The sequence below is a fragment of the Hydrogenophaga sp. FG152 genome, from assembly GCF_057809615.1.
Genome location: NZ_JBMDKH010000014.1, coordinates 125979 through 147021 on the forward strand (window position 1 = coordinate 125979; position 21043 = coordinate 147021).

Here is a 21043-nt window from a genome sequence, read left to right on the forward strand (position 1 = left end):
CGCATGAGCGCAGAGGAGTTCGGGGAATGGCAGGTCATGTTCACCAAAGAGCAGTTGCACCCGGCGGCGGATCGCCTGCGGCATGCGCAGTTGCTGGCCGCCATCCACAACGGCGAACTGCGCAAGGCCGACAAGACTCGCTGGGCGGCATCGCAGTTCTTGGGCACAGATCCCTGGCAGATCGACGACCAGGGCGAGGAAGCCGAACTGCAGCCTACTGCCGAGCAACTCGCCCGGCAGGTCGCATCCATCAACGCCAGCTTTGAGTTATGACGCAACCCAAGATCGCGCTTACCGCTGAAGACAAGACGGCGGCAGCCTTTGCGGCCGTGAGCAAACGCGTCGACGGCTTGGGCTTCAATCTCAACACGCTCAAGACCACGGCAGTTGCTGCCCTGGGCGCACTGGCGATACCCGTTACTGCTGCGGGTCTGATCAGTCTCACCACCGACGCACGGGATGCGATCGATGGCTTGAAGGACCTGGCCGAAGTCAGCGGATCAACAGTTGAGAACATCAGCGCACTCGACCGGATTGCACGGGAGACGGGTGGATCCTTCGAGATTGCCAGCGGCGCCCTGGTCAAGTTCAACCAGGTTCTAAAGGACGCAGACCCGGACAAGGGCGCAGGCGCCGTCTTGAAGGCGCTCAATCTCGATGTTGCGGAGTTGAAGCGCCTGGACCCCGCCGAGGCACTGCGCGTGACGGCTGTAGCGTTGCAGGGATTCGCCGATGATGGGGACAAGGCCCGGGCCGTTCAGGAGTTGTTCGGCAAATCGGTGAAGGAAGTTGGACCGTACCTCCGGGATCTCGCTGAGGCTGGAAAGCTGCAAGCGACCGTGACCACGGAGCAGGCCGAGGAGGTCGACAAGTTCAACAAGCAGCTCGCTCAGCTGCAGGCGAACGCACAAGACGCGAGTCGGTCCCTGACCATTGACCTTGTGACCGGAATCAATGAGGTCATCGATCGATTCAGGGTCGGCCAGAAAGAAGGCAAGGGATTCTTTGAAATCGCCACTCAGCGGTACTGGGAAAACGTGCGCGGCTTCTACGGCATGGAAGACCCGGCGCAGAAGGGCAGGTTTAAGCCCACATTCAGCGCCGATGATCAGAGCGCCGCTGAGCTGGCACGCCTCACGCGCCGGCCGTCGTTGGTGGTGCCACCAGACGCCAAGGATCCCAAGAAGCCCAAGGGCGGTGCTGCGAAAGATCCCTACGCAGAAGCCAAGCGCTACCTGGAGGCGCTGCAGAAGCAACTGGAGGCCACCGAAAAACTGACGGAGACCGAGCAAGCGCTCCGAGATCTGCAGCTTGGCCGCCTGGGCAAGGTTACGGACGAGCAGCGCAAGCAGATTCTTGCGACTGCGCAGCAGCTCGACCTCGATCGGGAACTCACTGCGGCCACGAAGGAAGCCGAGGAGTTGCGTGCCGAGAGCGCTCGCAAAGCAAAAGAGGCAGAAGAGGATCGCGTCCAGCGGATCAAGGACCTGGTAGACGCCGGTGCCACCCGGCAGCTTGAGCAGCAGCGCGACGTCATGCTCGAACTCAGTGCCGCCTACGAGAAGGGCGAGCTGGGCCTGGTCGGCAGCGAAGATGCCCTGCGCAAGTACACCGAAGCCGCTCAGGCCTTCCTCGGCATCGCCGAGGAACAGAAGGACAAGATCAGCGAACTGGACGACTTCACCCAGCGTGCAGCCGAGAACATCCAAGACGCACTGGGTGACACCTTCGTCGATCTCATGGAAGGAAAGTTCGACAACGTTGGCGAGGCCTTCACCAAGATGCTGAGCCGAATGGTGGCAGAGGCCGCTGCTGCGCAGTTGTCTCGCTACCTTTTTGGGGACATGGTTGGTGGCGGCAGCGGTGACGGTGTGGTTGGCGGAGCGCTGAAAAGCATCGCGGGCAGTCTATTCGGCGGAGTCCCGTCCTTTGACGTTGGTACTGACTATGTGCCGCGTGACATGCTCGCCATGGTCCACGAGGGCGAAAGGATCATTCCCGCTGCTGAGAACGCCGCTGGAGCCGGGCGTGCCTTCTCCGTCACCAACTACTTTTCGGTGCAGGGCCCGGTGGACCGGCGCACAGAAGCGCAGCTCTCGAAAGCTGCAGCACGTGGTCTCCAGGCCGCTCAAAGGAACATGTGATGTCGTTCTACGAGCAACTCTTTCCGCCCGAGATCAGCGCCAACATGGTGGGAGGTCCACGTTTCACGGCAATGCAGGCAGGGACGATTGGCGGTCAGCGGTTCACGAACCTGATGGACCCGTATCCACTTCATGAGTATTCCTTTGAACAGCCACCGCGAACAGGCGAAGAGTTCGAGGCCTTGCGCGCGTTCTTTTGGGTGGTCCGCGGCATCGATGGATTTCGGTTTAAGGACTGGTCCGACTATCGGCTCACCCTTCAAAACTCGAATCTCACGTTGATCAGCGGCACGACCTGGCAGATCAACCGGCTCTACCAGTCCCCAGGCCGTACAGCCGTTCGGCCCATCTACAAGCCCGCGCCGGGTGTCAAGGTGTTTCGAACGAGGTCGGGCACGACCACCGACATCACTGGGTCCAGCACGATCACGACAACTGATGGCCGGGTGGTGATCGCCGGCCATGCGGGCGGCGATACGTATGCCCTCATGGGCCAGTTCCATGTTCCGGTGGCCTTCACGTCGCCGCAAGCCGCGTTTGCAGTCCTCGGTGGCTCGGCAATGCTCACCTCTTGGTCGGACATCAGCATCCGGGAAACGCGGCAGGAAGCATGAACATCCCTGCATCGCTCCAGGCGCACTACGACACCGGCCAAACCTGCATGGCTGTTGGGCTTCTGCTGCAGCGTGCCGACGGCACGACGATGGGTCTGACATCGCTCTCGGTGCCTCGCAAGATCGACATCACGCCATGGAACAGCCTCCCGTGGAACCTTGCAGGGCTCACCAGTTTCGAGTTCTCCCCGCTGCATGGGCTCACCTTCGGCACCTTGGAGAGCACGGCCGGGTTCGAGGTCGACGAAACGAGCTTCGTCACGCTCAACAATGGCCAGACGTTTCTGGAAGCCGACCTCCTGGCTGGTCGCTGGTTTGCTGCACGCTTCCGTCTGTTCCTGTTTCGATGGGATGTGGCAACGACGACGATTGCGGACGACATCGAGACGCTCAAGGTGGGCACCATGGGTCAGCCCAAGGTGGAGAGCGCCAAGATCACGATGGAGTTGCGCTGCCTCAAGCAACGGCTGCAACAACCCATCGGCATTGTGTCCCAGCCCACATGCCGCGCGCGGCTGTTCTCCACAGGCTCAGGGCAGTGCAACGCGAACCCCACGGGCTTTCGGCACAACCTGACGGTCACCGGTGTAACGAATCAGGGCAGGTTCATTTGCAGCGGTGCGGGCCAGAGCGTCGACTACTTCGGTGCCGGCAACGTCAAATGGCTCACCGGCAACAACGCAGGCATTGAGATGCAGGTGAGTTCGTTCGCCTCAGGCGCATTCGTACTGACGGCGCCGGCTGTTCTTGCCATCCAGGTCGGCGACACACTCATCGCAGAAGCGGGGTGCCGCAAGCGCCTTGGCCCTGACTGCCGCGACAAGTTCGGCAATGTGCCCAACTTCCAGGGAGAGGAACACCGCCCGACGGCGGACCGAATTCTGAGCGGGGTGGGCGGATGAGCCGGCCCGATGTCGTGGCCGCAGCACGTGCCTACATCGGCACGCCCTATCTGCACCAGGGGCGCGTCAAGGGTCCTCAGGGCGGCATTGATTGCGTGGGTCTGCCTGTGGGCGTTGCCTGGGATCTCGGGCTCAAGGCTCGGGAATGGAACGTCACGGGCTACCGGCGGCTTCCGGACGGCGTGACGCTCATGCGGCAGATTCGGCCACTGATGGCCCACGAAGTGCCGCAGACAGAGATGGCCCCGGGCGACCTGCTTGTGATCGCATGGGACAGGTTTCCCCACCACGTCGGCATCCTGGGAGACCACTTGGGTGGCCTGTCGATCGTTCATGCGGACAACCGCCGTGGCGAGGTGGTCGAGCAGCGGCTGGTCCTCGCCGCCGGCATGAAGTTCGTTGCGGCATTCCGATTCCCGGAGGTGGCCCATGTCTGAGGCGCTTCCCTACATCGGCATGGCTGTCGGCTCGTTCTTCACGGGCGGACTCTGGGGCATTTCCTACGCATCCTGGGGCTTCATGGCGGGCTCGCTCCTTTCGTCGGCCATGGGCGGCAGCAACCAGCAGGGCCCGCGCCTGGAGGACCGCAACATCATCGGCACGGCGTATGGCCAGGCAGTGCCTTGGCTGGCCGGCAAGCCGCGCTTGACGGGGCAGATAGTCTGGGCCAGCCCTGTGCGCGAAATCGCCCAGCGAAAGAAAGTGGGGAAGGGCGGTGGCAGCAAGTACACGACTTTCACCTACGAGTGCGACGTCATGATCCTGCTGTCCGAGAACGTGACTTCAGATGTGGCGCGTGATTGGCTGAATGCCGAGCTCGTGCGCAGCGATGTGATGACCAAGCAAGGCTTTTGGGCTTCCTACGTCGTCTACACGGGAGCGGACGATCAGTTGCCGGACCCGACCTACGAGGCCGCCGTGGGCGTGGGCAACGCGCCGGCCTATCGAGGCCGCACGAGCATCGTCATCACCGGCCTGCAGTTGACCAACGGAAAGCAGATTCCGAACCTGGAGCACCAGGCCAACACCCTCAATGCTCGTGATCTCAGCGGCGTGATCATCAACGCGCCGCTCAACGAAGATTTCCCAGGCACGGATCTGGCACCTAGCCCGATGAACGCTACGGTGGTGGGATCGACGGTGGACTTCACCGAGGACAAGGTAACGATTGGGCCAGCCAACGACCAGGTCTCGTGGTCGGGAGGGAAGTCGGCGGTCAACGCCATTCCAGGAACGCCGCGACTCTACTTGGCGTTCGACTACGTCATTGAGGCCTCCGCGGGAGGCGGCCTTCCGGGCGGCAATCAGCGATTCATTGGCATGCCTACGGGCGTCTTGCAGTACGTTGAGTGGCTCACCCAGTTCCAAGCGGATGGATCACTGAAGCTGGTGGTGAGCAACACCCACGCGCTACCAGGCCCTGGTGGGAGCATCCCGAATTTCCCGACCGAGGGTCGCATCGGCTTCGTTTGGCCCGAAGGCGAAACAAACACCATCGAAATCTATCTCGACAACGTGTATGTCACGGAAGCATCGGCCGTAGGGGGCAACCTGCGTGGCGCGCTGGGGTTTGCGCTTATCACGGTCTCAGGGTCTGCTCCATCCGGTAAACACGTCAGTCGCACCAGCTACTCCAACGTGCTTTTCGGCCAAGGTTTTGATCCGGTTTATCAGCCACCTATCGAGACCAACATTAAAGCAACGGTGGATGCGTTGCTGGCGCGCGCTGGATACATGCCCAACGAATATGAGGTGCACGAGGACCTCTACGACGTGCCGCTGGAGGGTTACGCGACAGGAGAAGTAAGTGGCACGCGCGCACACCTGGAAACTTTGCGCCCTTACGCCAAGTACGAGGCATTCTGTACCGACAAGGTCTACATCTCGCCGCGCGCAACCGTGCCAGTCATGGCGGTCGATTGGAGTGACTTGGGCGCGAACGAAGATGCAGACCCCGGTGAGCCGTTCCCGTTGGTGCAAGGGAACGAGAGCGAGTTGCCAGCGCAGATCGCGCTGCGCTATCGCAACGCCCATGCGGACTATGCAGTTGGCACGGAATTCAGCGATCGTATCGACAGCAGCATGGTGAGCACGCGGGTGGTGGAGATGGCCTTCGGCATGACGCCCGCGCAGGCCAAGAACACCGTCACCTCGATGCTGCTCGATCTCATGGCCGGCCTCGGACGTGTGACCTTGCGTGTGGGCGGCCGCAAGTACGCCAAGGTTCAGCCAGGTCAGATCATCACGACCACCAACCCACAGGGCCGCACGTATCGGTTGCGAATTGTCACCAAGCGCGATTCGCTGGTGGTGATCGAATGGGATTGCGCGCTTGATGACGCCAGCGTGCTCAATCCGCCCGACCCAACCTACGAGGGCTACGTGCCGGCGGAACCGGTGCTCATTGCCCCGACAGAGTGGCAGACGGTCAACATCCCTGCGCTGCGTGACGCTGACGCCGATGCCCCTGGGCCCTACGTCGCCGTCACCCCTGGCCGATCCAGCGCGGCGGACGAATGGCCAGGGGCCGTGTTCGTGCGCGCACGGCTTCCCGAAGCCTTCGAACAGGAGTTCATCACGGGTGACTCCGCAGTGATCGGCGAGACAACCACGGCGCTTGCCAGCCACGCAGGAGGTAGCTGGTCTCTCCAGCACGTCGGCAAGGTACGCGTGCGCGTCCGCGGCGAGTTGAGCAGCTCGACACTTCTCGACATGGCGGTCGACCGCACCATCAACGCAGCTGTCATCGGTGATGAGCCGTTGCGTTTCTTGCATGCCGACTTCATCGGCAACGATGGTCTGTACCGCATCTATGACCTTTCCCAGTTCCTGCGCGGTCAGCTTGGCCAAGAGCACGAGATCGTGGAGCACCCATCTGGCACTCGCTTCGTTCTGCTCGACTCGATGTTGCGCCGAATGGTCAACGAGACCACCGACATCGGCGTAGAGCAGCAGGTCAAGGCGGTGACGTTGAACCTGTTGCTTTCCTCTGCGACCGAGGAGGATTTCACCGACAGCGGCATTTCGCTGATGCCTTACAGCCCATGGCGCCTGCGAGCTCTCGCCAACGTTGGCGGCGACCTGGAGGTGTCGGCGGATCGTCGATCGCGCCTAGTGGCCCGCTACACCACCACCGGGACGTTCGCGCCGCTGGGTGAGAGCCTGGCGGCCTTCCGCTTCAAGGTCTACGACGGCTTGAGCATGGTGCGGACGCACAACGACACCGGTCTCGACTGGACATATTCGGCGGCCGAGATTGCCGCTGACGGATTCACCAGCGGCGACCCCATCACGATCACCGCGCAGCAACTATCGGACACCGTTGGCGAAGGATTCGCCGCCACTTTGGAGACATCAGCACCATGAGCGCTCCGCGCGTACCAGGCGGCAATCCCGCAGATCCATTTCCCATCGTCAACGAGGCGCTTGACATCCTTGCGCATCAGCAGGTGTACGGGCGCGATCCGGACACCACTGCAGCGCTCACTTGGGGTTATCTCGGTGGTGCGCGTTGGGGTGGTTTCAACATCGTCGATGGCACGCTCACGTTGACCAACTCGGCCGAAAACTACCTTGTGGTGGCGCGCGCCTCAGGCGTGATTTCCGTCTCCACCGGCACCACCAATTGGAACAACCTGACGGACTACGCGAGGGTGTTCCACATCACCACGGCGGGCGGCGTACCCACGGTGATCCGGGACTATCGAGGTGGCCCTGGGGGCGTGCACGGTCAAGGCAGCGGCGGGGGTGGTGGAGGCGGCGGTCCTGCACCACTCATCACCGAGGCAACCAGCAACCGCGACGTTACGCCGACGGATGCTGGTTCATACATCAGATTCACTTCGACAGGAGCGAAGACGTGCGAGTTCGATGTTGCTGAAGGCTTTGCAGCGCCCGAGGAATACCACGTGGCCAACCGAGGCGCTTCGGGCAATCTGACGCTTACCGTGACCGGCGTCACCCTGAATCCGCCGAAGGGCGGGACCTTGGTATTGGAGCCCGGGGACACCGTGTCGGTCAAGTTCGTCTCTAGCAGCGTGGCCGATGTGTTCGGCTCAACGGAGCTCCTATGATCCCGGGCATTGTTGCCGGCGGGGGCGGCTTTTCTGCAGTGGGGGTATTGCCACCCATCGCAGATGAAAACGCCACGTTTGAGAACAACGGGGACGCTACGGGCTGGACGCTCACCAACGGCACAAACGCTGCGTCTGCCGGGTGGGTGCGGCTCACCAAGACCACCGGCGGCAGCTCTTCCCTGATGTCGCGAAGCGTCACTCTTCCAGCCAGCAACCGAGACTTCATTCTGTACGGCAAGGTGCGTGCCCAGTACACCGGTAGCAATGTCGGCTACATCTGGCTGTCGGACGGAAGCCGCTACTTGGCGCTGATCATGGGAGCGAACGCTACCGAGTCCGGTCCTCTGGCTGGTTCCATCGTCATGCGAGGCACCAACTCTGGCGGCTCGTTTGTGTACTCACAGCTCGCCACAGGGGTTGACTACAGCACCACCATCGTGGACTTCGCGCTGCAGTTCGACAGCAAGTACGGCTACGTCAACGCCTGGTTCCGAGAGCTTGATGGCCGCTGGAAATTCAAGGGCCGCGTCCAACACCAGTGGTTCCTTCCGACTCAGATCATGGTGGCCGCCGGCTCGGCGTCCGCGTCCGGCGCCTGGATCGAGTTTGACCACCTCATCGTTGCTCGGCCGAACATCATCGTCATTGGCGACAGCATCGCGGCTGGGGCAACTGGCTACAACCCCAATCCCGCGAGCGCGCTCACGAACGACGAGAGCACCTGGATGCGCCACTCGCCGATCTACCCGGCTTTGCGCAACAACTTGATCGTCAACAAAGGCGTTGGTTCGCAAACCAGCAGCGACTTCCTCGCGCGCATCGCAACCGACGTGACGAATCACGGGCCCCGGGCTTGCATTCTGCACGGCTCCACGAACGACTCGCTGCTGGGCGTCTCCCTGGCCACCCGCACGAGCAACGTCCAGAGCACGATCAATGCCGTGAAGGCCGCCAGCGCCGAGGTGGTGCTGATCAACGCCATGTACGGCACCAGCTCAAACGCGTCAAACCCTGGCCTGCGGAATTACATGCTGGACTGGTGGGACAACTACCGACCAGGGCTGTCTTCGCTCTATGGGTCATTGGACATCATGCAGCCCATTCTCAGCGGCGGCTTCATGGCTGCAGGCCTGACTCAGCCCGACAACATCCACCCGAACGTCTCGGGATACACCGCGATCGGGGCGGCCATCGCCGCCCAGCCCTACGGAACTTGAGCCATGAGCGAACCCACCTCATCGACTGCCGCAGGCGGATACCTGCTCTACAAGGCGGCCATCGCCTTCGGCGTTCCGGCCGGCCTGGCCGCCATCGTGGTGATGCTCTGGGTACAACCGAAGAGCAAACGCGAGTGGGCCATGGCCTTGATCTGCACGGTGGTGTCCAGCGTCGGCGGCGGTGCCATGGCGGTGGAGTACCTGCAGCTGCAGCACCTGGCGGTGGGTGGCGTGGTGGGCCTGATGGCCCTTGGCGGGCTGATCTTCGCGTGCGGCCTGCCGGGCTGGGTGATCGTCCGGGCCGGGTTCGCCTGGGCCGACAAGCGCAAGGCCATGGACCTGGCCGAGCTGGTACGCGATGCAAAGGAGATCATGAAATGAGCACCCCCGCATGGATTCAGGAAGCACGCCGGCACATCGGTGTGCGCGAGATCAAGGGCGTCAACCACCATCCGCTGATCGTGCAGATGTGGAAGGCGATCAAGCGCGGCGGCATCAAGGACGATGAAACGCCCTGGTGCGCGGCCTTCGTGGGCTTCTGCCTGGAGAACGTCGGGATCGTCTCCAGCCGATTCGAGTCGGCCAAGTCCTACCTCACCTGGGGGCAGAAGCTCGGCGGCCCGGCGCCTGGCTGCATCGTGGTGTTAACGCGCGACGGCGGCGGGCATGTGGGCTTCCTGGAGGGCCTGACCATCGACGGTCGGCTGCTCATCCTGGGCGGCAACCAGGGCGACGAGGTGAACATCCGGGCCTTCCCCGAAGACCGCGTGTCGGGCTACCGCTGGCCGCTGTCCTGGCCATTGCCACACGTGTCCCTGCAGATCGGGTCGGCGCCGGCCACGAGGGGCGAAGCGTGATCACCAAGGCCGCCATTGCGTGCGTGCTGGTGGTGGGCGCCTTCGCGGCGCTGCAGACTAACCGCCTGCGCTTGGCCGAGCTGGAAGTCGTGAGCCAGCGCGTGGACTGGGAGCGCGAGTCAGGCCGCGCCGTGCGCGCCGCGCTCGATGAAGGAATCCGCCGCACTGCGGCCGTACAGAAGGAGGTCGAAGATGCCCGGAAGAAATCAAACGCCCTGGAGGGCGCTGTTGCTGGTGCCGCTGCTGCTGGTCGCAGCCTGCGCGACGAACTCGCTGCCGCCCGTGCCCGCGCCTGCCGCACCGATTCCACCGCTCCCGGGGGAAGCCAAGCAGCCGAAGCCACCGAGCGAATGCTTGCCGACGTGCAGCGAAGGCTTGACGAGGCTCAGGAACGAGTCGCGCGATACGCTGACCAAGCCCGCATCGCCGGCCTCGCCTGCGAAGGCTCCTACCGGGCGCTGACGCCATGAGCGAGATGGTGGTCACCCTGGCAGTGATCTGGGGTCTGGCCATCGCGGCCCTCATCTGGGCCGAGTTTTTCTGAATCCCCGTTCGCCTTGGTCCGGGGTCCAAGAACCAAGGCATTCCAGAAAGCACATCATGACCATTCGCGCCAAGTTCAAAGTCCAGAGCGTCACCGAGCAGGAGGGCGGTTTGAAAACAGCCACTCTGCACCCCGTGACCAGCGGCAGCCCCGAAAACGCCGAGTTCTTCAAGTGGACGCCCAGCGGCCAGATCCAGCTGGGGACCATCAACCCCAAAGCTGCCGAGCAGTTCGTGCCCGGAAAAGAGTTCTACGTGGACTTCGAGCCGGCCTGATTCGCCCGTGTCTCCCTCCAACGATCACAGTTGCCATTGGACCGTTGGTTGCACCCCCTGGCCTTCGGGTCAGGGGTATTGTCCGATTCAGAAGGGCGGAGGGGATTGGACGATCTCCACCGGCCCGGGCCCGCTGTAGATCTGATGCTTGGTGGGGTTGGCGGTGACGATCCACAGGTCGCCCCAGCGATCAAGGGTGTAGTCGTCGACCGAGCCGGGGACAACCACCTCGACAGGGGGCAGCGCAGGGTCTTCGTTCGGATATCGGATCAACGTCGGTTGGATCAACTGGCGGGGGGCATTGGAGTTGTCGATCAACTCGACCCGCCCGCGTCCTCGCCAGCGCACCTCGTCCGGGTGCTTGATGAACCGCACCAGGTGCTCTTCTCCAACCGTCACGACCTCCAAGGCCTTCGGCAGGATCTGCAATTGGATTTCAACCGGCTCGCCGCCCCCAGGAGGGTGCACGCGCAAGATCGTGGGCCAGGGATTTCGCAGCCTGCGCAGCTTCTCGATCCTCGCTTCCTCTTCCTCGTCGTCGATAGGCCAATCGGTGTCGAGCCATGCGTCTGGGTCGTTGAAGTCTTCAACATCATCTTCGTCGTCGGTGTTCATGGCACATCCTAGAAAGGCGCTGGCGACCTGAACACCTCAACTGGGCCGGGGCCGGCATAGACCACCACGCCCTGTTTCTTCGCCGTCACGGTCCAGACCTCGCCCACCTGGTGCACCTCATAGTCCTCCGGCATGCCCTGCAGGATCTCTTCGGCGGGGGCCTTCCACGCTCCGAACGATGGCCGGCGCAGCAGGGTGGGGTGCTCAGGTTGCATGCCATCATGGTACTGCCCGGGGTATGCTGGCGCCATGTGCAACCTCTACGGCTCCACCAAGGTCGCCGGCATCCGCAAGCATTGGCGGCCGGTGAACAATCTCGACTGGGACGGCAGCATCGTGGCGCCGCGCAAGCCCGGGCCCTTCATCCGCCGCGCGCGCGACGAGGCGGGCTACGAGCGTGAGATGGTGGTAGGCCGCTGGGGCCTCGTACCGTGGTGGCACAAAAAGCCGTTGAGCGAGTTCAAGCTGTCCACCAACAATGCTCGGTCGGAAGAGCTGGCCGCCAAGCCAACTTTCAAGGACGCTTGGGCGCGTGGCCATCGCTGCATCATCCCGGCTGACTGGTTCGACGAACCGAACTGGGAGAGCGGCAAGAACGTGTGGTGGACCTTCCGCCGCGCTGATGGGGAGCCCTGGGGCCTGGCTGGCCTGTTTCATCCCTGGAAAGATCCAGCAACCGGTGAAGAGGTGGAGACCTACACCATGCTCACCTTGCATGCCAACAGCCACCCGCTCATGAGCCGGATGCACCGTCCGGACCTGGACCCAGCCACCAAGCAACCGCTGCCGTTCGAACAGCAGGACAAGCGCAGCGTCATCGCCATCGAGCTGGCCGACGTCGACCAGTGGCTGGCCGGCACGGTGCAGGACGCCCAGGAGCTACTGAGGCTGACGCCCGTCGAGGTGTTCGACGCCGGCCCTCGGCAGCGCTAGCGCCGGTCGCGGCCCCGCTCAGGCCTCAGCCACCCCTTGCCGACTGGCGGCTGTGGCCCGTCACCGGATGCGCGGCGCATCTCCATCCAGCGCTTCACATCGAACGGGGGGAGTGGCGGGCTGTCCTTGGTGGTCGGGCGCACGAGCCAGGCCTGCTCGACCTCCTTGGTCCCTTCTTCCGTGCTTTCTAGCTGGGTGCCTTCCCAGACTTCTCCATCCATGGGCAGGTAGGCGATCTTGGGCTCGATCAAGACCAGTGCGGGCCGGCGCATCATGCCGACGTTCGTGTAGAGCGTCGCGACGCGCGCGGTGCGCAGCAGCGAGGTTTCCCCCGGCCGCCAGGTGGTCATGGTGATGTAGCCGAACTCGGGCTCCGGCCACTCTTCGGGGCGCAGCCGCTGCTTGTTGCGGCGCAATGGGGTCACTTCGTAAAACACTGGTTCAATATACAGTGTTTTGGCGGGAGGCAGTGCGCGACTTTTGCGCGACTGTAGAATGCTCACTCGTGCGCAGTTGCGCTGCAAAGGTAGGGTGGACGCCCGTAACCTGTTGATTTACATGACCCCATTCGTTTTTCAGCAGGCTACGAACCAAGGGGTCGTGGGTTCAATTCCTGCCAGCCGCACCATATGGAAGCCCGCAGCCAAAAGCTGCGGGCTTTTTCATTTTTTGCCTGGGAATCGCCCACCATGAGCAAAGCCTTCACCCGCGAAACCGATTCGGACGATGAAGACGATCTGCCGGCCGCGGCGCCTGTGCCCGGTGGCAAGAACTACATCACCCGCGCCGGCTACGACCGGCTGCGCGCCGAACTGTTCTCGCTGATCGACGACGAACGTCCCAAGATCGTGGACATCGTTCACTGGGCGGCCAGCAATGGCGACCGCTCGGAGAACGGCGACTACCTCTACGGCAAGAAGCGCCTGCGCGAGATCGACCGGCGCATCCGCTTTCTGACCCGCCGGCTCGAGATCGCCGAAGTCGTCGACCCTTCGCTGCACTTTGGCGGCGATCAGGTGTTCTTCGGTGCCACCGTGACCTACGTCGACGACAGCGGGCAGGAGACCACCGTGACGATTCGGGGCGTGGATGAAGCCGACAGCGCCCAGGCCCAAGTCAGCTGGATCTCTCCCGTGGCGCGGTCCCTGCTCAAGGCGCGGGTGGGCGATGTGGTGAAGCTGGTGGTGCCTGGCGGCGTGCAGGAGCTCGAAGTGCTGAGCGTGCGGTATCCGGCGCCAGGCGAGGGCGCCTGAAGTCAGGGCTTGTAGCGCTGTGCCTTGATGACCGAGGGGGTGCGTTTGAGGCTGCGCAACACGTCGGCCAGGTGCTGGCGGTCGCGCACCGCCACCGAGAAACGGATGTCCGTCGCGGTCTGGGCGGGTTCATCGCCCATGTCCACATGGGTGATGTCGGCTTCGGCCGCTGCGATGCTGGACGCCACGCGCGCGAGCACCCCCTTGCCATTCGTGACGGTCACGATCACCGTGGTGTCGAACGAGCGCACGGGTTCGTCGGCCCACTCGACTTCCAGGAAGCGTTCTCCATCGCGCAAGAGCAGGCGTTTGCCGGTGGGACAGTCGTCCGCGTGCACCACTAGGCCTTCGCCACGACCCAGGTAACCGACGATGCGGTCGCCCGGGATCGGCTTGCAGCAGGGGGCGTACTGCACCGACAGGCCTTCGCTGCCGTCGAGCGTGACCACACCTTGCGAGACCGATTCGTCCCGGCCGCTGGCGTAGCGCTCGGTGCTGATGAGCAGGGCGTCGGGCTTGAGGCCGGTTTCGGCCAGCAGCACGGCCAGCTTCTTGCCCACCATGCTGGCGATGCGCTTGCCCATGCCGATGTCCGACAGCAGTTCCGCACGCGATTTGTTGCCGGTGAAGCGCAGCAGTTTTTCCCAGGTCGCGTGGTGTGGACCCACTTCGGATGGCAGGCTCGCGATGCCTTCGGAGCGCAAGGCCTGGCCGAGCATGCGTTCGCCCAGCTCGTGTGACTTCTCCTGTGCCACCGTCTTGAGGTGGTGCCGGATTTTCGAGCGCGCCCGGCCGGTCTTGACGAAGGACAGCCAGGTCGGGTTGGGCTCGGCCTTCTCGGCCGTGACGATCTCGACGACGTCGCCATTCGCCAACTCGGTGCGCAGCGGTCGCTGCTCGCCGTTGATGCGCGCCGACACCGTGTGGTTGCCCACGTCGCTGTGGATGGCGTAGGCGAAGTCCATCACGGTGGCGCCGCGCGGCAACGCCATGATCTTGCTCTTGGGCGTGAACACATAGACCGCATCGGGGAAGAGGTCGATCTTGATGTGGTCCCAGAACTCCGCCGCGTCGCGCGTTTCCTGCTGGATGTCCAGCAAGGACTGCAGCCATTGCGTGCCCAGCCGTTGCGAAGTGTCGCTGTTGGGTTCGCTGGCCTTGTAGAGCCAATGCGCGGCCACCCCCGATTCGGCCACCACGTCCATGGCGTGGGTGCGCAGCTGGAACTCGATGTTGGTGCCGAAGGGGCCGATCAGCGTGGTATGCAGCGACTGGTAGCCGTTGACCTTGGGAATGGCCACGTAGTCGCGGAACTTGCCGGGCAGCGGCTTGTAGAGCTGGTGCAGCACGCCCAGCCCGGTGTAACAGTCGGTCAGCTCGGGGACGATGATGCGAAAGCCATAGATGTCGGTCACCTGCGAGAACGACAGGTGCTTGCTGTCCATCTTGCGGTAGACCGAATACAGCGTCTTCTCCCGACCCATGATGCGCACGCTCATGCCGTGCCGCACGAAATCTGCCTCCACCTCGCGCTGGACGCGGGCGATCAGGTCGCGGCGGCGGTTGCGCGATTTGTTGAGGGCCTTGGAAAGCACCTCGTAGCGCCAGGGGTGCAGGAAACGGAACGCCAGGTCCTGCAGTTCGCGGTAGGTGAAGTTCAGGCCCAGCCGGTGAGCGATGGGCGCGTAGATTTCCAGGGTTTCGCTGCTGATGCGCTGCCACTTCGAGCGCGGCATGTCGCCCATGGTGCGCATGTTGTGGGTGCGGTCGGCCAGCTTGATGAGGATGACCCGCACGTCCTTGGCCATGGCCAGCAGCATCTTGCGGAACGACTCCGCCTGGTTCTGCTCGCGCGTGTCGAATTCCAGCTTCTCCAGCTTGGTGAGACCGTCCACCAGTTCGGCCACGGGCGCACCGAAGCGCTCCACCAGTTCTTCCTTGGTCACGCCACAGTCTTCAATGGCGTCGTGCATCAGCGCCGCCATCAGCGCCTGGGCGTCCAGTTTCCATTCGGCGCACTGGGCAGCCACTGCGATCGGGTGGGTGATGTACGGGTCACCGTTCTTGCGCAACTGGCCCAGGTGGGCCTCGTCGGCGAACCGGTAGGCCTGGCGGATGCTTTCAATGTCGGTCGGACCGAGGTAATCCAACTTGCCCAGCAGCGCGGCAAAGCTGGCCGCAGCGGCGCTCGCGGCCGGATGCGCCTGCTCGGCTGGGGACTGAAGGGTGCCGTTGTCGGCCTCGGTGATCATCTGCATACTTTAGCGCGAGACGATGGATCCCGCTGAGTCCATGCACAGAGTCTGTGCAAGGAGCATGAATACGCCCGGCGCAGAGGCGAAAAAAAACACCGCAGCGCGGTGTTTTCTTTCGAAGACCTGAAAGGCCTCAGAGCGGCACTTTCTTGAGCATTTCCAGGCCGACCTTGCCGTCGGCGATTTCACGCAGGGCGGTCACGCCGGGCTTGTTCTTGCTCTCGATCTTGGGCGCATGGCCCTGGCTCAGCATGCGAGCGCGGTAGGTCGCGGCCAGCACGAGCTGAAAGCGGTTGGGGATCTTTTCCAGACAGTCTTCGACGGTGATGCGTGCCATGTGCGGGCTCCGGGAAATGGGCGGTGAATCAGAGGATGTTGAGCGCTTGGAAGGTATCGCCGCGGGCGATACGCTGAGCGGAAAACTTGAGCCGCTGGGCATGGACGATGGCCTTGAGGTCAAACAAAGCCCGCTCGAACAACTCGTTGATTATAACGAAGTCGAATTCCTTGGCATGGGCCATCTCCGTGGCGGCGTTCTGCAGGCGCAATTCGATCACCTCGGCGGTGTCTTCCGCCCGGCGCTCCAGCCGCGAACGCAATTCCTCCCAGCTCGGCGGCAGGATGAAGATCAGCACGGCGTTGGGGAAGATGCGCTTGACCTGGATGGCGCCCTGGAAATCGATCTCCAGCACCACGTCGGCGCCCTGGTTGATGCGCTGCTCGATGGCCATTTTCGAGGTGCCGTAGCGGTTGCCATGCACCATGGCCCACTCCAGGAAGGCCCCCTGGATGACCATCTGGTCGAAGGTCTCCTTGCTCACAAAGTAGTACTCGCGGCCATGCAGTTCCTGGCCCCTGGGCGGGCGGGTGGTGTGCGAGACCGAGGGCACGACGCGCGAATCGAGCTCCATCAAGGCCTTGACCAGGCTGGACTTGCCGGCCCCGCTGGGGGCTGCGACGACAAATAGGTTTCCGGGGTATTCCATTACGAGGCAAGAAGTTGGGTTTCGCCGCCGGGCCGCCCCAAGGCGAAACGCGCCCCCTCGGGGGGCAGCGACCCGCGCAGCGGTGGAGCGTGGGGGCCGTATGTCATTCGATGTTCTGGACCTGCTCGCGCATCTGTTCGATGAGCACCTTCATGTCCACCGAGATGCGGGTCAGTTCGAGGTTGGACGACTTCGATCCCAGCGTGTTGGCCTCGCGGTGCAGCTCCTGAATGAGGAAGTCCAGCCGTTTGCCGATTTCGGCGCCCTTTTTCAACAGGCGCTCGATTTCGGTCAAGTGGGAATCGAGCCGGGTGAGCTCCTCGGCCACGTCGATTCGGATGGCGAAGGCAGTGGCTTCGGTCAGGGCGCGGTCCTGTGCCATCTCGGAAGTGATGGTGCTGCCCGGTGCCGTGGCCGAGGCGCCGGCGCCCAGAGCCTCGTTCCAGCGGTCGATGAAACGCTGGCGTTGCTGCGCGACGAGCTGGGGAATCAGCGGCTGTGCGTCCTTGGCGAGCCGGCGCAGCTGGCTCAGGCGGTCGAGCAGCATGGCGGCCAGGCGCTTGCCTTCGCGCTCCCGGGCATCCACGAGCCCGTCCAGCGCAGTTTGAGCCAGGGTTACGAAGGTCTCGTTCAAGTCGCCCGGGTTGCTCTGTTGCCGCGAGGTGAGCTGCAGCACCTCGGCCACCGACAGGGGCGAGGCCGTGGGCAGCCAGGCGCGCACGTTGTCCTGCAGACCCACGAGTTTCTGCAGGTCGAGCGCGCTGGGCGTGCGCGGCACGGTGTCGGACCGGCCTTCGATCCAGGCCCGCACCTCCACCTTGCCGCGTTTGAGGCGCGCGCCCAGCAGTTCGCGCAGCGCGGGTTCGGTGGCGCGCAGGTCGTCCGGCAGCTTGAAAGTGAGGTCGAGAAAGCGGCTGTTGACGGAGCGGATTTCGACGCCCACACCGGCCTGGGACTCGCGGCTGGACTCGGCGCTGGCCGGGGCCGCGGACCCGCCCGAGTGGGCCGAGGCGTAGCCGGTCATGCTGTAAACTGCCATTGAACTTTGCCCATCAGGGTGAGTGGTCCAAAACGAGGCGTTCCGGAAACCATCCGAATTATGTCAAAGGTCAAACCCGCACCGCTGCCGCCGGACACCGTGATCGGTGGTTACCGCATTGTCCGCAAGCTGGCGGCCGGCGGTTTTGGCGTGGTGTACCTGGCCGTGGACACGGAGGGCCAGCAGGTCGCCGTCAAGGAATACCTGCCCTCGTCGCTGGCCTCGCGCGGCCCTGGCGAGCTGCTGCCCCAGGTGCAGCCGGAGAAGCTGTCGCTGTACCGGCTGGGCCTCAAGAGCTTCTTCGAAGAAGGCCGGGCCCTGGCCCAGATCTCCCACCAGTCGGTGGTGAGCGTGCTCAATTTCTTTCGCGAGAACGAGACCGTCTACATGGTCATGAATTTCCTGGAGGGCGCGTCCCTGCAGGAGTTCATCATCACGGCGCGTGAGCTCAAGAAGCAGAAGGTGTTCCGCGAATCGACCATCCGCTCGCTGTACGACGAGGTGTTGCGCGGCCTGCGCATCGTGCACCAGCACAAGATGCTGCACCTGGACATCAAGCCGGCCAACATCTTCGTGACCGACGACAACCGCTCTGTGCTGATCGACTTCGGCGCTGCCCGCGAGGTGCTGAGCAAGGAAGGCAACTTCATCCGCCCGATGTACACGCCTGGCTTCGCCGCGCCCGAGATGTACCGGCGCGACTCCTCCATGGGCCCGTGGACCGACATCTACGCGATCGGCGCCTGCATCTACGCCAGCATGCAGGGCTACCCGCCCAACGACGCGCCCCAGCGGCTGGAGAAAGACCGCCTCTCGCTGGCGCTTTCGCGCCTGCGCGGCGTGTACTCCGACAACCTCATCGAGGTGGTCGAGTGGTGCATGTCGCTGGATCCGCTGTCGCGCCCGCAATCGGTGTTCGCGCTGCAAAAGGAGCTGAGCCGCGAAACCGAGCGCAGCTACACCAAGCTCACCGTGGCCGAGAAGATGCGGCTGCAGTTCGACAACATCGTGTCGGACAACAAGAAGTCTCTGCGCAAGTCCACCAACGCCGCGACCAAGTTTCGATGAAGTTTTCGGTCTACCAGATCAGCCGCCAAGGGGGCCGGGAGCGCAACGAGGACCGAATGGGCTATGCCTACACCCGGGAGTCGGGCCTGTTCGTGCTGGCCGACGGCATGGGCGGCCACCCCGAAGGCGCGATGGCGGCGCAACTCGCGCTGCAGACTTTCTCGGCGTATTTCCAGAAGGCCGCCAACCCCACGGTGCGGGAAGTGCCGGAGTTCCTCTCCAGCGCCCTGATGGCGGCGCACCACCAGATCATCCGTTACGCCGCTGAAAAAGGCATGCTTGACACCCCGCGCACCACGCTGGTGGCGGCCGTGATGGAGCGCAACCACGTGCACTGGGTGCACTGCGGCGATTCGCGCCTGTACGTCGTGCGCCACGGCGAGATGCTCACGCGCACGCGCGATCACTCCTACATGGAGCAGCAGCAGCACCTGGGCCGCGCCACCGACCACATCAACCGCAACATCCTCTTCACCTGCCTGGGTTCACCTGCCAAGCCGGTGTTCGACCTCTCCGGCCCGGTCCACCTGATGCAGGGCGACCGCGTGCTGCTGTGCTCGGACGGCCTGTGGGGCACGGTCAGCGACGAGGAAATCACGTCCGAGCTGTCCAAGCGGCCGCTGGAGCAGGCCGTGCCCGAGCTGGTGGAGATGGCGCTCAAGCGCGGCGGCCCGCGCTGCGACAATGTGACCGTGCTGGCAATGGAGTGGGAGACGGCGGACGAATTCCAGTCCACCCGCGTCTCCACCGAAGACATCGACGACGGCGTGTTTGCGTCCACCATCCAGTCGGGCATTCCCGACCCTTCCATCGAAGACATGGACGACGCGGCGATCGAACGCTCGATCGCCGAGATCAATGCCGCGATCCGCCGCACGGCCGAACGCAATTCCTGAACTCCCGAGGTTTCCCATGAGCGATATGACCCGACCCGGCCAACGGGCCGCCGATGCGTTGCGCCCGGTGCGCATCACCCGCCACTACACCATCCACGCAGAGGGCTCGGTGCTGATCGAGTTCGGCAACACCAAGGTGCTGTGCACCGCCTCGGTGGAAGAAAAAGTGCCGTCGCACAAGCGCGGCAGCGGTGAAGGCTGGTTGACGGCCGAGTACGGCATGTTGCCGCGCGCCACCCACACCCGCAGCGACCGCGAAGCCGCCAAGGGCAAGCAGAGCGGGCGCACCCAGGAGATCCAGCGCCTGATCGGCCGTTCGCTGCGCGCCGTGTTCGACCTGAAGGCCCTGGGCGAGCGCACCATCTCGCTGGACTGCGACGTGATCCAGGCCGACGGCGGCACGCGCACCGCGAGCATCACCGGCGCCTACGTGGCCGCGCACGACGCCGTGGCCAAGCTGATGGCGCAAGGCAAGCTGCCCGTATCGCCGATCCGCGACCAGGTGGCCGCGATCTCGGTCGGCATCCTGCGCGGCAAACCGTTGCTCGACCTGGAGTACGTGGAAGACGCGGCCTGCGACACCGACATGAACGTCGTCATGACCGGCGCCGGGCACTTCGTGGAAGTGCAGGGCACGGCCGAGGGCGCGGCCTTCACGCGCGACGAGATGAACACGCTGCTGGCCCTGGCCGAAAAAGGCATCGCCGACCTGGTGGCGGCGCAGCGCGAGGCGCTGGGGCTGGCATGAAGCTGGTGCTGGCGTCCAACAACAACGGCAAGCTCGCCGAGTTGCAGGCGCTGTTCGCGCCGCTGGGCGTGGAACTGGTGCGCCAGGCCGACCTCAACATCCCGGAAGCGCCCGAGCCGCACCGCACCTTCATCGAGAACGCGCTGGCGAAGGCGCGCCATGCCGCGCGCGAGAGCGGCCTGCCCGCACTGGCCGACGACGCCGGCCTGTGTGTGGAGGCCTTCGGCGGTCTGCCTGGCGTGGACACGGCGTACTACGCCACGCAATTCGGCTACGCCAAGGGCGACGGCAACAATGTGCGCGCGCTGCTCGAGCAGATGGCGAACGTGACCGACCGCCGCGCGGCCCTCGTCAGCACGCTGGTGGGGGGGGGCGGCGCCGACGATCCCGAGCCGCTCGTGGCCACCGGCCGCGCGCCCGGGCTGATCACGCAGCAACCGATTGGCGACAAGGGTTTCGGTTTCGATCCTGTGATGTACCTGCCCGAATTCGGCCAGACCTTCGCGCAGCTGCCCACCGAGGTGAAGAACGCGAACAGCCACAGGGGCCGTGCGGCACGGCAGATGCTCGAACTGATGCGTGAGCGCTGGTTCTCGCCGGCGTCCCGCGAAACGCCATGAG

General features: G+C 64.0%; 25 protein-coding genes. 18 read left to right on the forward strand and 7 right to left on the reverse strand.

Annotated features, from left to right (window positions below):
- Positions 1-3 precede the first annotated feature (3 nt).
- The 12 genes from ACODTB_RS17410 to ACODTB_RS17465 all read left to right on the forward strand — a co-directional run bounded on the left by ACODTB_RS17410 (position 4) and on the right by ACODTB_RS17465 (position 10629).
- Positions 4-273 (forward strand): phage tail assembly protein T, encoded by a 270-nt coding sequence (locus ACODTB_RS17410; protein ID WP_488929566.1) that lies wholly within the window; start codon positions 4-6, stop codon positions 271-273.
- A complete protein-coding gene (locus tag ACODTB_RS17415; RefSeq protein ID WP_488929567.1) occupies positions 270-2144 on the forward strand; it encodes a hypothetical protein in 1875 nt (624 codons plus the stop codon). The genes ACODTB_RS17410 and ACODTB_RS17415 overlap by 4 nt, the downstream gene beginning before the upstream one ends.
- Positions 2144-2758 carry a DUF2460 domain-containing protein gene (locus ACODTB_RS17420; protein WP_488929568.1) on the forward strand — a complete coding sequence of 205 codons (615 nt, stop codon included), beginning with the start codon at positions 2144-2146 and terminating at the stop codon, positions 2756-2758. The genes ACODTB_RS17415 and ACODTB_RS17420 overlap by 1 nt, the downstream gene beginning before the upstream one ends.
- Entirely contained in the window at positions 2755-3660 is a 906-nt protein-coding gene (locus ACODTB_RS17425) for a DUF2163 domain-containing protein (protein ID WP_488929569.1), read from the forward strand. The genes ACODTB_RS17420 and ACODTB_RS17425 overlap by 4 nt, the downstream gene beginning before the upstream one ends.
- A complete protein-coding gene (locus tag ACODTB_RS17430) occupies positions 3657-4097 on the forward strand; it encodes a C40 family peptidase (RefSeq protein ID WP_488929570.1) in 441 nt (146 codons plus the stop codon). The genes ACODTB_RS17425 and ACODTB_RS17430 overlap by 4 nt, the downstream gene beginning before the upstream one ends.
- A complete protein-coding gene (locus ACODTB_RS17435; protein WP_488929571.1) occupies positions 4090-7026 on the forward strand; it encodes a phage tail protein in 2937 nt (978 codons plus the stop codon). The genes ACODTB_RS17430 and ACODTB_RS17435 overlap by 8 nt, the downstream gene beginning before the upstream one ends.
- The gene (locus tag ACODTB_RS17440) at positions 7023-7733 is read left to right on the forward strand and encodes a hypothetical protein (protein ID WP_488929572.1); all 711 of its coding nucleotides are present in this window, start codon (positions 7023-7025) and stop codon (positions 7731-7733) included. The genes ACODTB_RS17435 and ACODTB_RS17440 overlap by 4 nt, the downstream gene beginning before the upstream one ends.
- Positions 7730-8953 (forward strand): SGNH/GDSL hydrolase family protein, encoded by a 1224-nt coding sequence (locus ACODTB_RS17445; protein WP_488929573.1) that lies wholly within the window; start codon positions 7730-7732, stop codon positions 8951-8953. Before ACODTB_RS17440 ends, ACODTB_RS17445 begins: the two co-directional genes overlap by 4 nt.
- Positions 8954-8956: 3 nt before the next feature.
- The gene (locus ACODTB_RS17450) at positions 8957-9334 is read left to right on the forward strand and encodes a hypothetical protein (protein WP_488929574.1); all 378 of its coding nucleotides are present in this window, start codon (positions 8957-8959) and stop codon (positions 9332-9334) included.
- On the forward strand, positions 9331-9810 hold the full coding sequence (locus ACODTB_RS17455; RefSeq protein WP_488929575.1) for an NlpC/P60 family protein: 480 nt from the start codon (positions 9331-9333) through the stop codon (positions 9808-9810). The genes ACODTB_RS17450 and ACODTB_RS17455 overlap by 4 nt, the downstream gene beginning before the upstream one ends.
- The gene (locus tag ACODTB_RS17460; protein WP_488929576.1) at positions 9807-10280 is read left to right on the forward strand and encodes a DUF2514 family protein; all 474 of its coding nucleotides are present in this window, start codon (positions 9807-9809) and stop codon (positions 10278-10280) included. The genes ACODTB_RS17455 and ACODTB_RS17460 overlap by 4 nt, the downstream gene beginning before the upstream one ends.
- A 130-nt stretch (positions 10281-10410) precedes the next feature.
- Complete coding sequence (locus ACODTB_RS17465) at positions 10411-10629, forward strand: hypothetical protein (protein WP_488929577.1); 219 nt, start codon at positions 10411-10413, stop codon at positions 10627-10629.
- 87 nt (positions 10630-10716) lie between these two features.
- Here the strand turns inward: ACODTB_RS17465 and ACODTB_RS17470 are convergent, their stop codons facing one another.
- On the reverse strand, positions 10717-11244 hold the full coding sequence (locus tag ACODTB_RS17470) for a hypothetical protein (RefSeq protein WP_488929578.1): 528 nt from the start codon (positions 11242-11244) through the stop codon (positions 10717-10719).
- Between the two features lie 8 nt (positions 11245-11252).
- Positions 11253-11459: a hypothetical protein gene (locus ACODTB_RS17475; protein ID WP_488929579.1), complete on the reverse strand. Its 207-nt coding sequence runs from the start codon at positions 11457-11459 to the stop codon at positions 11253-11255.
- Positions 11460-11493: 34 nt separating this feature from the next.
- Here ACODTB_RS17475 and ACODTB_RS17480 point away from each other — a divergent pair, with 34 nt between their 5' ends.
- On the forward strand, positions 11494-12177 hold the full coding sequence (locus tag ACODTB_RS17480) for an SOS response-associated peptidase (protein WP_488929580.1): 684 nt from the start codon (positions 11494-11496) through the stop codon (positions 12175-12177).
- Here ACODTB_RS17480 and ACODTB_RS17485 read toward each other — a convergent pair.
- The gene (locus ACODTB_RS17485) at positions 12174-12614 is read right to left on the reverse strand and encodes a hypothetical protein (RefSeq protein ID WP_488929581.1); all 441 of its coding nucleotides are present in this window, start codon (positions 12612-12614) and stop codon (positions 12174-12176) included. The two genes, ACODTB_RS17480 and ACODTB_RS17485, sit on opposite strands and share 4 nt — an antisense overlap.
- Positions 12615-12866: 252 nt before the next feature.
- Here ACODTB_RS17485 and greB point away from each other — a divergent pair, with 252 nt between their 5' ends.
- Entirely contained in the window at positions 12867-13430 is a 564-nt protein-coding gene (greB, locus tag ACODTB_RS17490) for a transcription elongation factor GreB (RefSeq protein WP_291113958.1), read from the forward strand.
- A 2-nt stretch (positions 13431-13432) separates the two neighbouring features.
- On the opposite strand, the gene ACODTB_RS17495 is transcribed toward greB, so the two are convergent.
- The 4 genes from ACODTB_RS17495 to ACODTB_RS17510 all read right to left on the reverse strand — a co-directional run bounded on the left by ACODTB_RS17495 (position 13433) and on the right by ACODTB_RS17510 (position 17710).
- On the reverse strand, positions 13433-15682 hold the full coding sequence (locus ACODTB_RS17495) for a RelA/SpoT family protein (protein ID WP_291114047.1): 2250 nt from the start codon (positions 15680-15682) through the stop codon (positions 13433-13435).
- A 136-nt stretch (positions 15683-15818) separates the two neighbouring features.
- On the reverse strand, positions 15819-16022 hold the full coding sequence (rpoZ, locus tag ACODTB_RS17500; RefSeq protein ID WP_066268010.1) for a DNA-directed RNA polymerase subunit omega: 204 nt from the start codon (positions 16020-16022) through the stop codon (positions 15819-15821).
- 28 nt (positions 16023-16050) lie between these two features.
- Positions 16051-16671, reverse strand: a complete 621-nt coding sequence (gmk, locus tag ACODTB_RS17505; protein ID WP_291113953.1) for a guanylate kinase — start codon at positions 16669-16671, stop codon at positions 16051-16053.
- Positions 16672-16774: 103 nt separating this feature from the next.
- Positions 16775-17710, reverse strand: a complete 936-nt coding sequence (locus tag ACODTB_RS17510) for a YicC/YloC family endoribonuclease (RefSeq protein WP_291113951.1) — start codon at positions 17708-17710, stop codon at positions 16775-16777.
- Between the two features lie 60 nt (positions 17711-17770).
- On the opposite strand from ACODTB_RS17510, the gene ACODTB_RS17515 reads away from it, so the two are divergent.
- The 4 genes from ACODTB_RS17515 (at position 17771) to ACODTB_RS17530 (ending at position 21042) form a co-directional block, all read left to right on the forward strand.
- On the forward strand, positions 17771-18778 hold the full coding sequence (locus ACODTB_RS17515) for a serine/threonine protein kinase (protein ID WP_066268004.1): 1008 nt from the start codon (positions 17771-17773) through the stop codon (positions 18776-18778).
- Complete coding sequence (locus ACODTB_RS17520; protein ID WP_204733641.1) at positions 18775-19674, forward strand: PP2C family protein-serine/threonine phosphatase; 900 nt, start codon at positions 18775-18777, stop codon at positions 19672-19674. The genes ACODTB_RS17515 and ACODTB_RS17520 overlap by 4 nt, the downstream gene beginning before the upstream one ends.
- A 67-nt stretch (positions 19675-19741) precedes the next feature.
- The gene (rph, locus tag ACODTB_RS17525; protein ID WP_382325701.1) at positions 19742-20422 is read left to right on the forward strand and encodes a ribonuclease PH; all 681 of its coding nucleotides are present in this window, start codon (positions 19742-19744) and stop codon (positions 20420-20422) included.
- On the forward strand, positions 20419-21042 hold the full coding sequence (locus tag ACODTB_RS17530) for a non-canonical purine NTP pyrophosphatase (protein ID WP_488929582.1): 624 nt from the start codon (positions 20419-20421) through the stop codon (positions 21040-21042). The genes rph and ACODTB_RS17530 overlap by 4 nt, the downstream gene beginning before the upstream one ends.
- The last annotated feature ends 1 nt before the right edge of the window (position 21043 follow it).

Excerpts from the sequence above, each read along its gene's own strand:
- ACODTB_RS17495 (WP_291114047.1), bottom strand. The coding sequence starts at position 15,682 with ATGATCACCGAGGCCGACAACGGCACCCTTCAGTCCCCAGCCGAGCAG.
- ACODTB_RS17530 (WP_488929582.1), top strand. The coding sequence starts at position 20,419 with ATGAAGCTGGTGCTGGCGTCCAACAACAACGGCAAGCTCGCCGAGTTG.
- ACODTB_RS17445 (WP_488929573.1), top strand. The coding sequence starts at position 7,730 with ATGATCCCGGGCATTGTTGCCGGCGGGGGCGGCTTTTCTGCAGTGGGG.
- ACODTB_RS17510 (WP_291113951.1), bottom strand. The coding sequence starts at position 17,710 with ATGGCAGTTTACAGCATGACCGGCTACGCCTCGGCCCACTCGGGCGGG.
- ACODTB_RS17455 (WP_488929575.1), top strand. The coding sequence starts at position 9,331 with ATGAGCACCCCCGCATGGATTCAGGAAGCACGCCGGCACATCGGTGTG.
- ACODTB_RS17420 (WP_488929568.1), top strand. The coding sequence starts at position 2,144 with ATGTCGTTCTACGAGCAACTCTTTCCGCCCGAGATCAGCGCCAACATG.
- ACODTB_RS17450 (WP_488929574.1), top strand. The coding sequence starts at position 8,957 with ATGAGCGAACCCACCTCATCGACTGCCGCAGGCGGATACCTGCTCTAC.
- ACODTB_RS17430 (WP_488929570.1), top strand. The coding sequence starts at position 3,657 with ATGAGCCGGCCCGATGTCGTGGCCGCAGCACGTGCCTACATCGGCACG.
- ACODTB_RS17465 (WP_488929577.1), top strand. The coding sequence starts at position 10,411 with ATGACCATTCGCGCCAAGTTCAAAGTCCAGAGCGTCACCGAGCAGGAG.
- ACODTB_RS17410 (WP_488929566.1), top strand. The coding sequence starts at position 4 with ATGAGCGCAGAGGAGTTCGGGGAATGGCAGGTCATGTTCACCAAAGAG.
- ACODTB_RS17470 (WP_488929578.1), bottom strand. The coding sequence starts at position 11,244 with ATGAACACCGACGACGAAGATGATGTTGAAGACTTCAACGACCCAGAC.
- ACODTB_RS17480 (WP_488929580.1), top strand. The coding sequence starts at position 11,494 with ATGTGCAACCTCTACGGCTCCACCAAGGTCGCCGGCATCCGCAAGCAT.
- ACODTB_RS17425 (WP_488929569.1), top strand. The coding sequence starts at position 2,755 with ATGAACATCCCTGCATCGCTCCAGGCGCACTACGACACCGGCCAAACC.
- ACODTB_RS17475 (WP_488929579.1), bottom strand. The coding sequence starts at position 11,459 with ATGCAACCTGAGCACCCCACCCTGCTGCGCCGGCCATCGTTCGGAGCG.
- ACODTB_RS17435 (WP_488929571.1), top strand. The coding sequence starts at position 4,090 with ATGTCTGAGGCGCTTCCCTACATCGGCATGGCTGTCGGCTCGTTCTTC.
- greB (WP_291113958.1), top strand. The coding sequence starts at position 12,867 with ATGAGCAAAGCCTTCACCCGCGAAACCGATTCGGACGATGAAGACGAT.
- gmk (WP_291113953.1), bottom strand. The coding sequence starts at position 16,671 with ATGGAATACCCCGGAAACCTATTTGTCGTCGCAGCCCCCAGCGGGGCC.
- ACODTB_RS17440 (WP_488929572.1), top strand. The coding sequence starts at position 7,023 with ATGAGCGCTCCGCGCGTACCAGGCGGCAATCCCGCAGATCCATTTCCC.
- ACODTB_RS17415 (WP_488929567.1), top strand. The coding sequence starts at position 270 with ATGACGCAACCCAAGATCGCGCTTACCGCTGAAGACAAGACGGCGGCA.
- ACODTB_RS17520 (WP_204733641.1), top strand. The coding sequence starts at position 18,775 with ATGAAGTTTTCGGTCTACCAGATCAGCCGCCAAGGGGGCCGGGAGCGC.
- rpoZ (WP_066268010.1), bottom strand. The coding sequence starts at position 16,022 with ATGGCACGCATCACCGTCGAAGACTGTCTGGAAAAGATCCCCAACCGC.
- ACODTB_RS17515 (WP_066268004.1), top strand. The coding sequence starts at position 17,771 with ATGTCAAAGGTCAAACCCGCACCGCTGCCGCCGGACACCGTGATCGGT.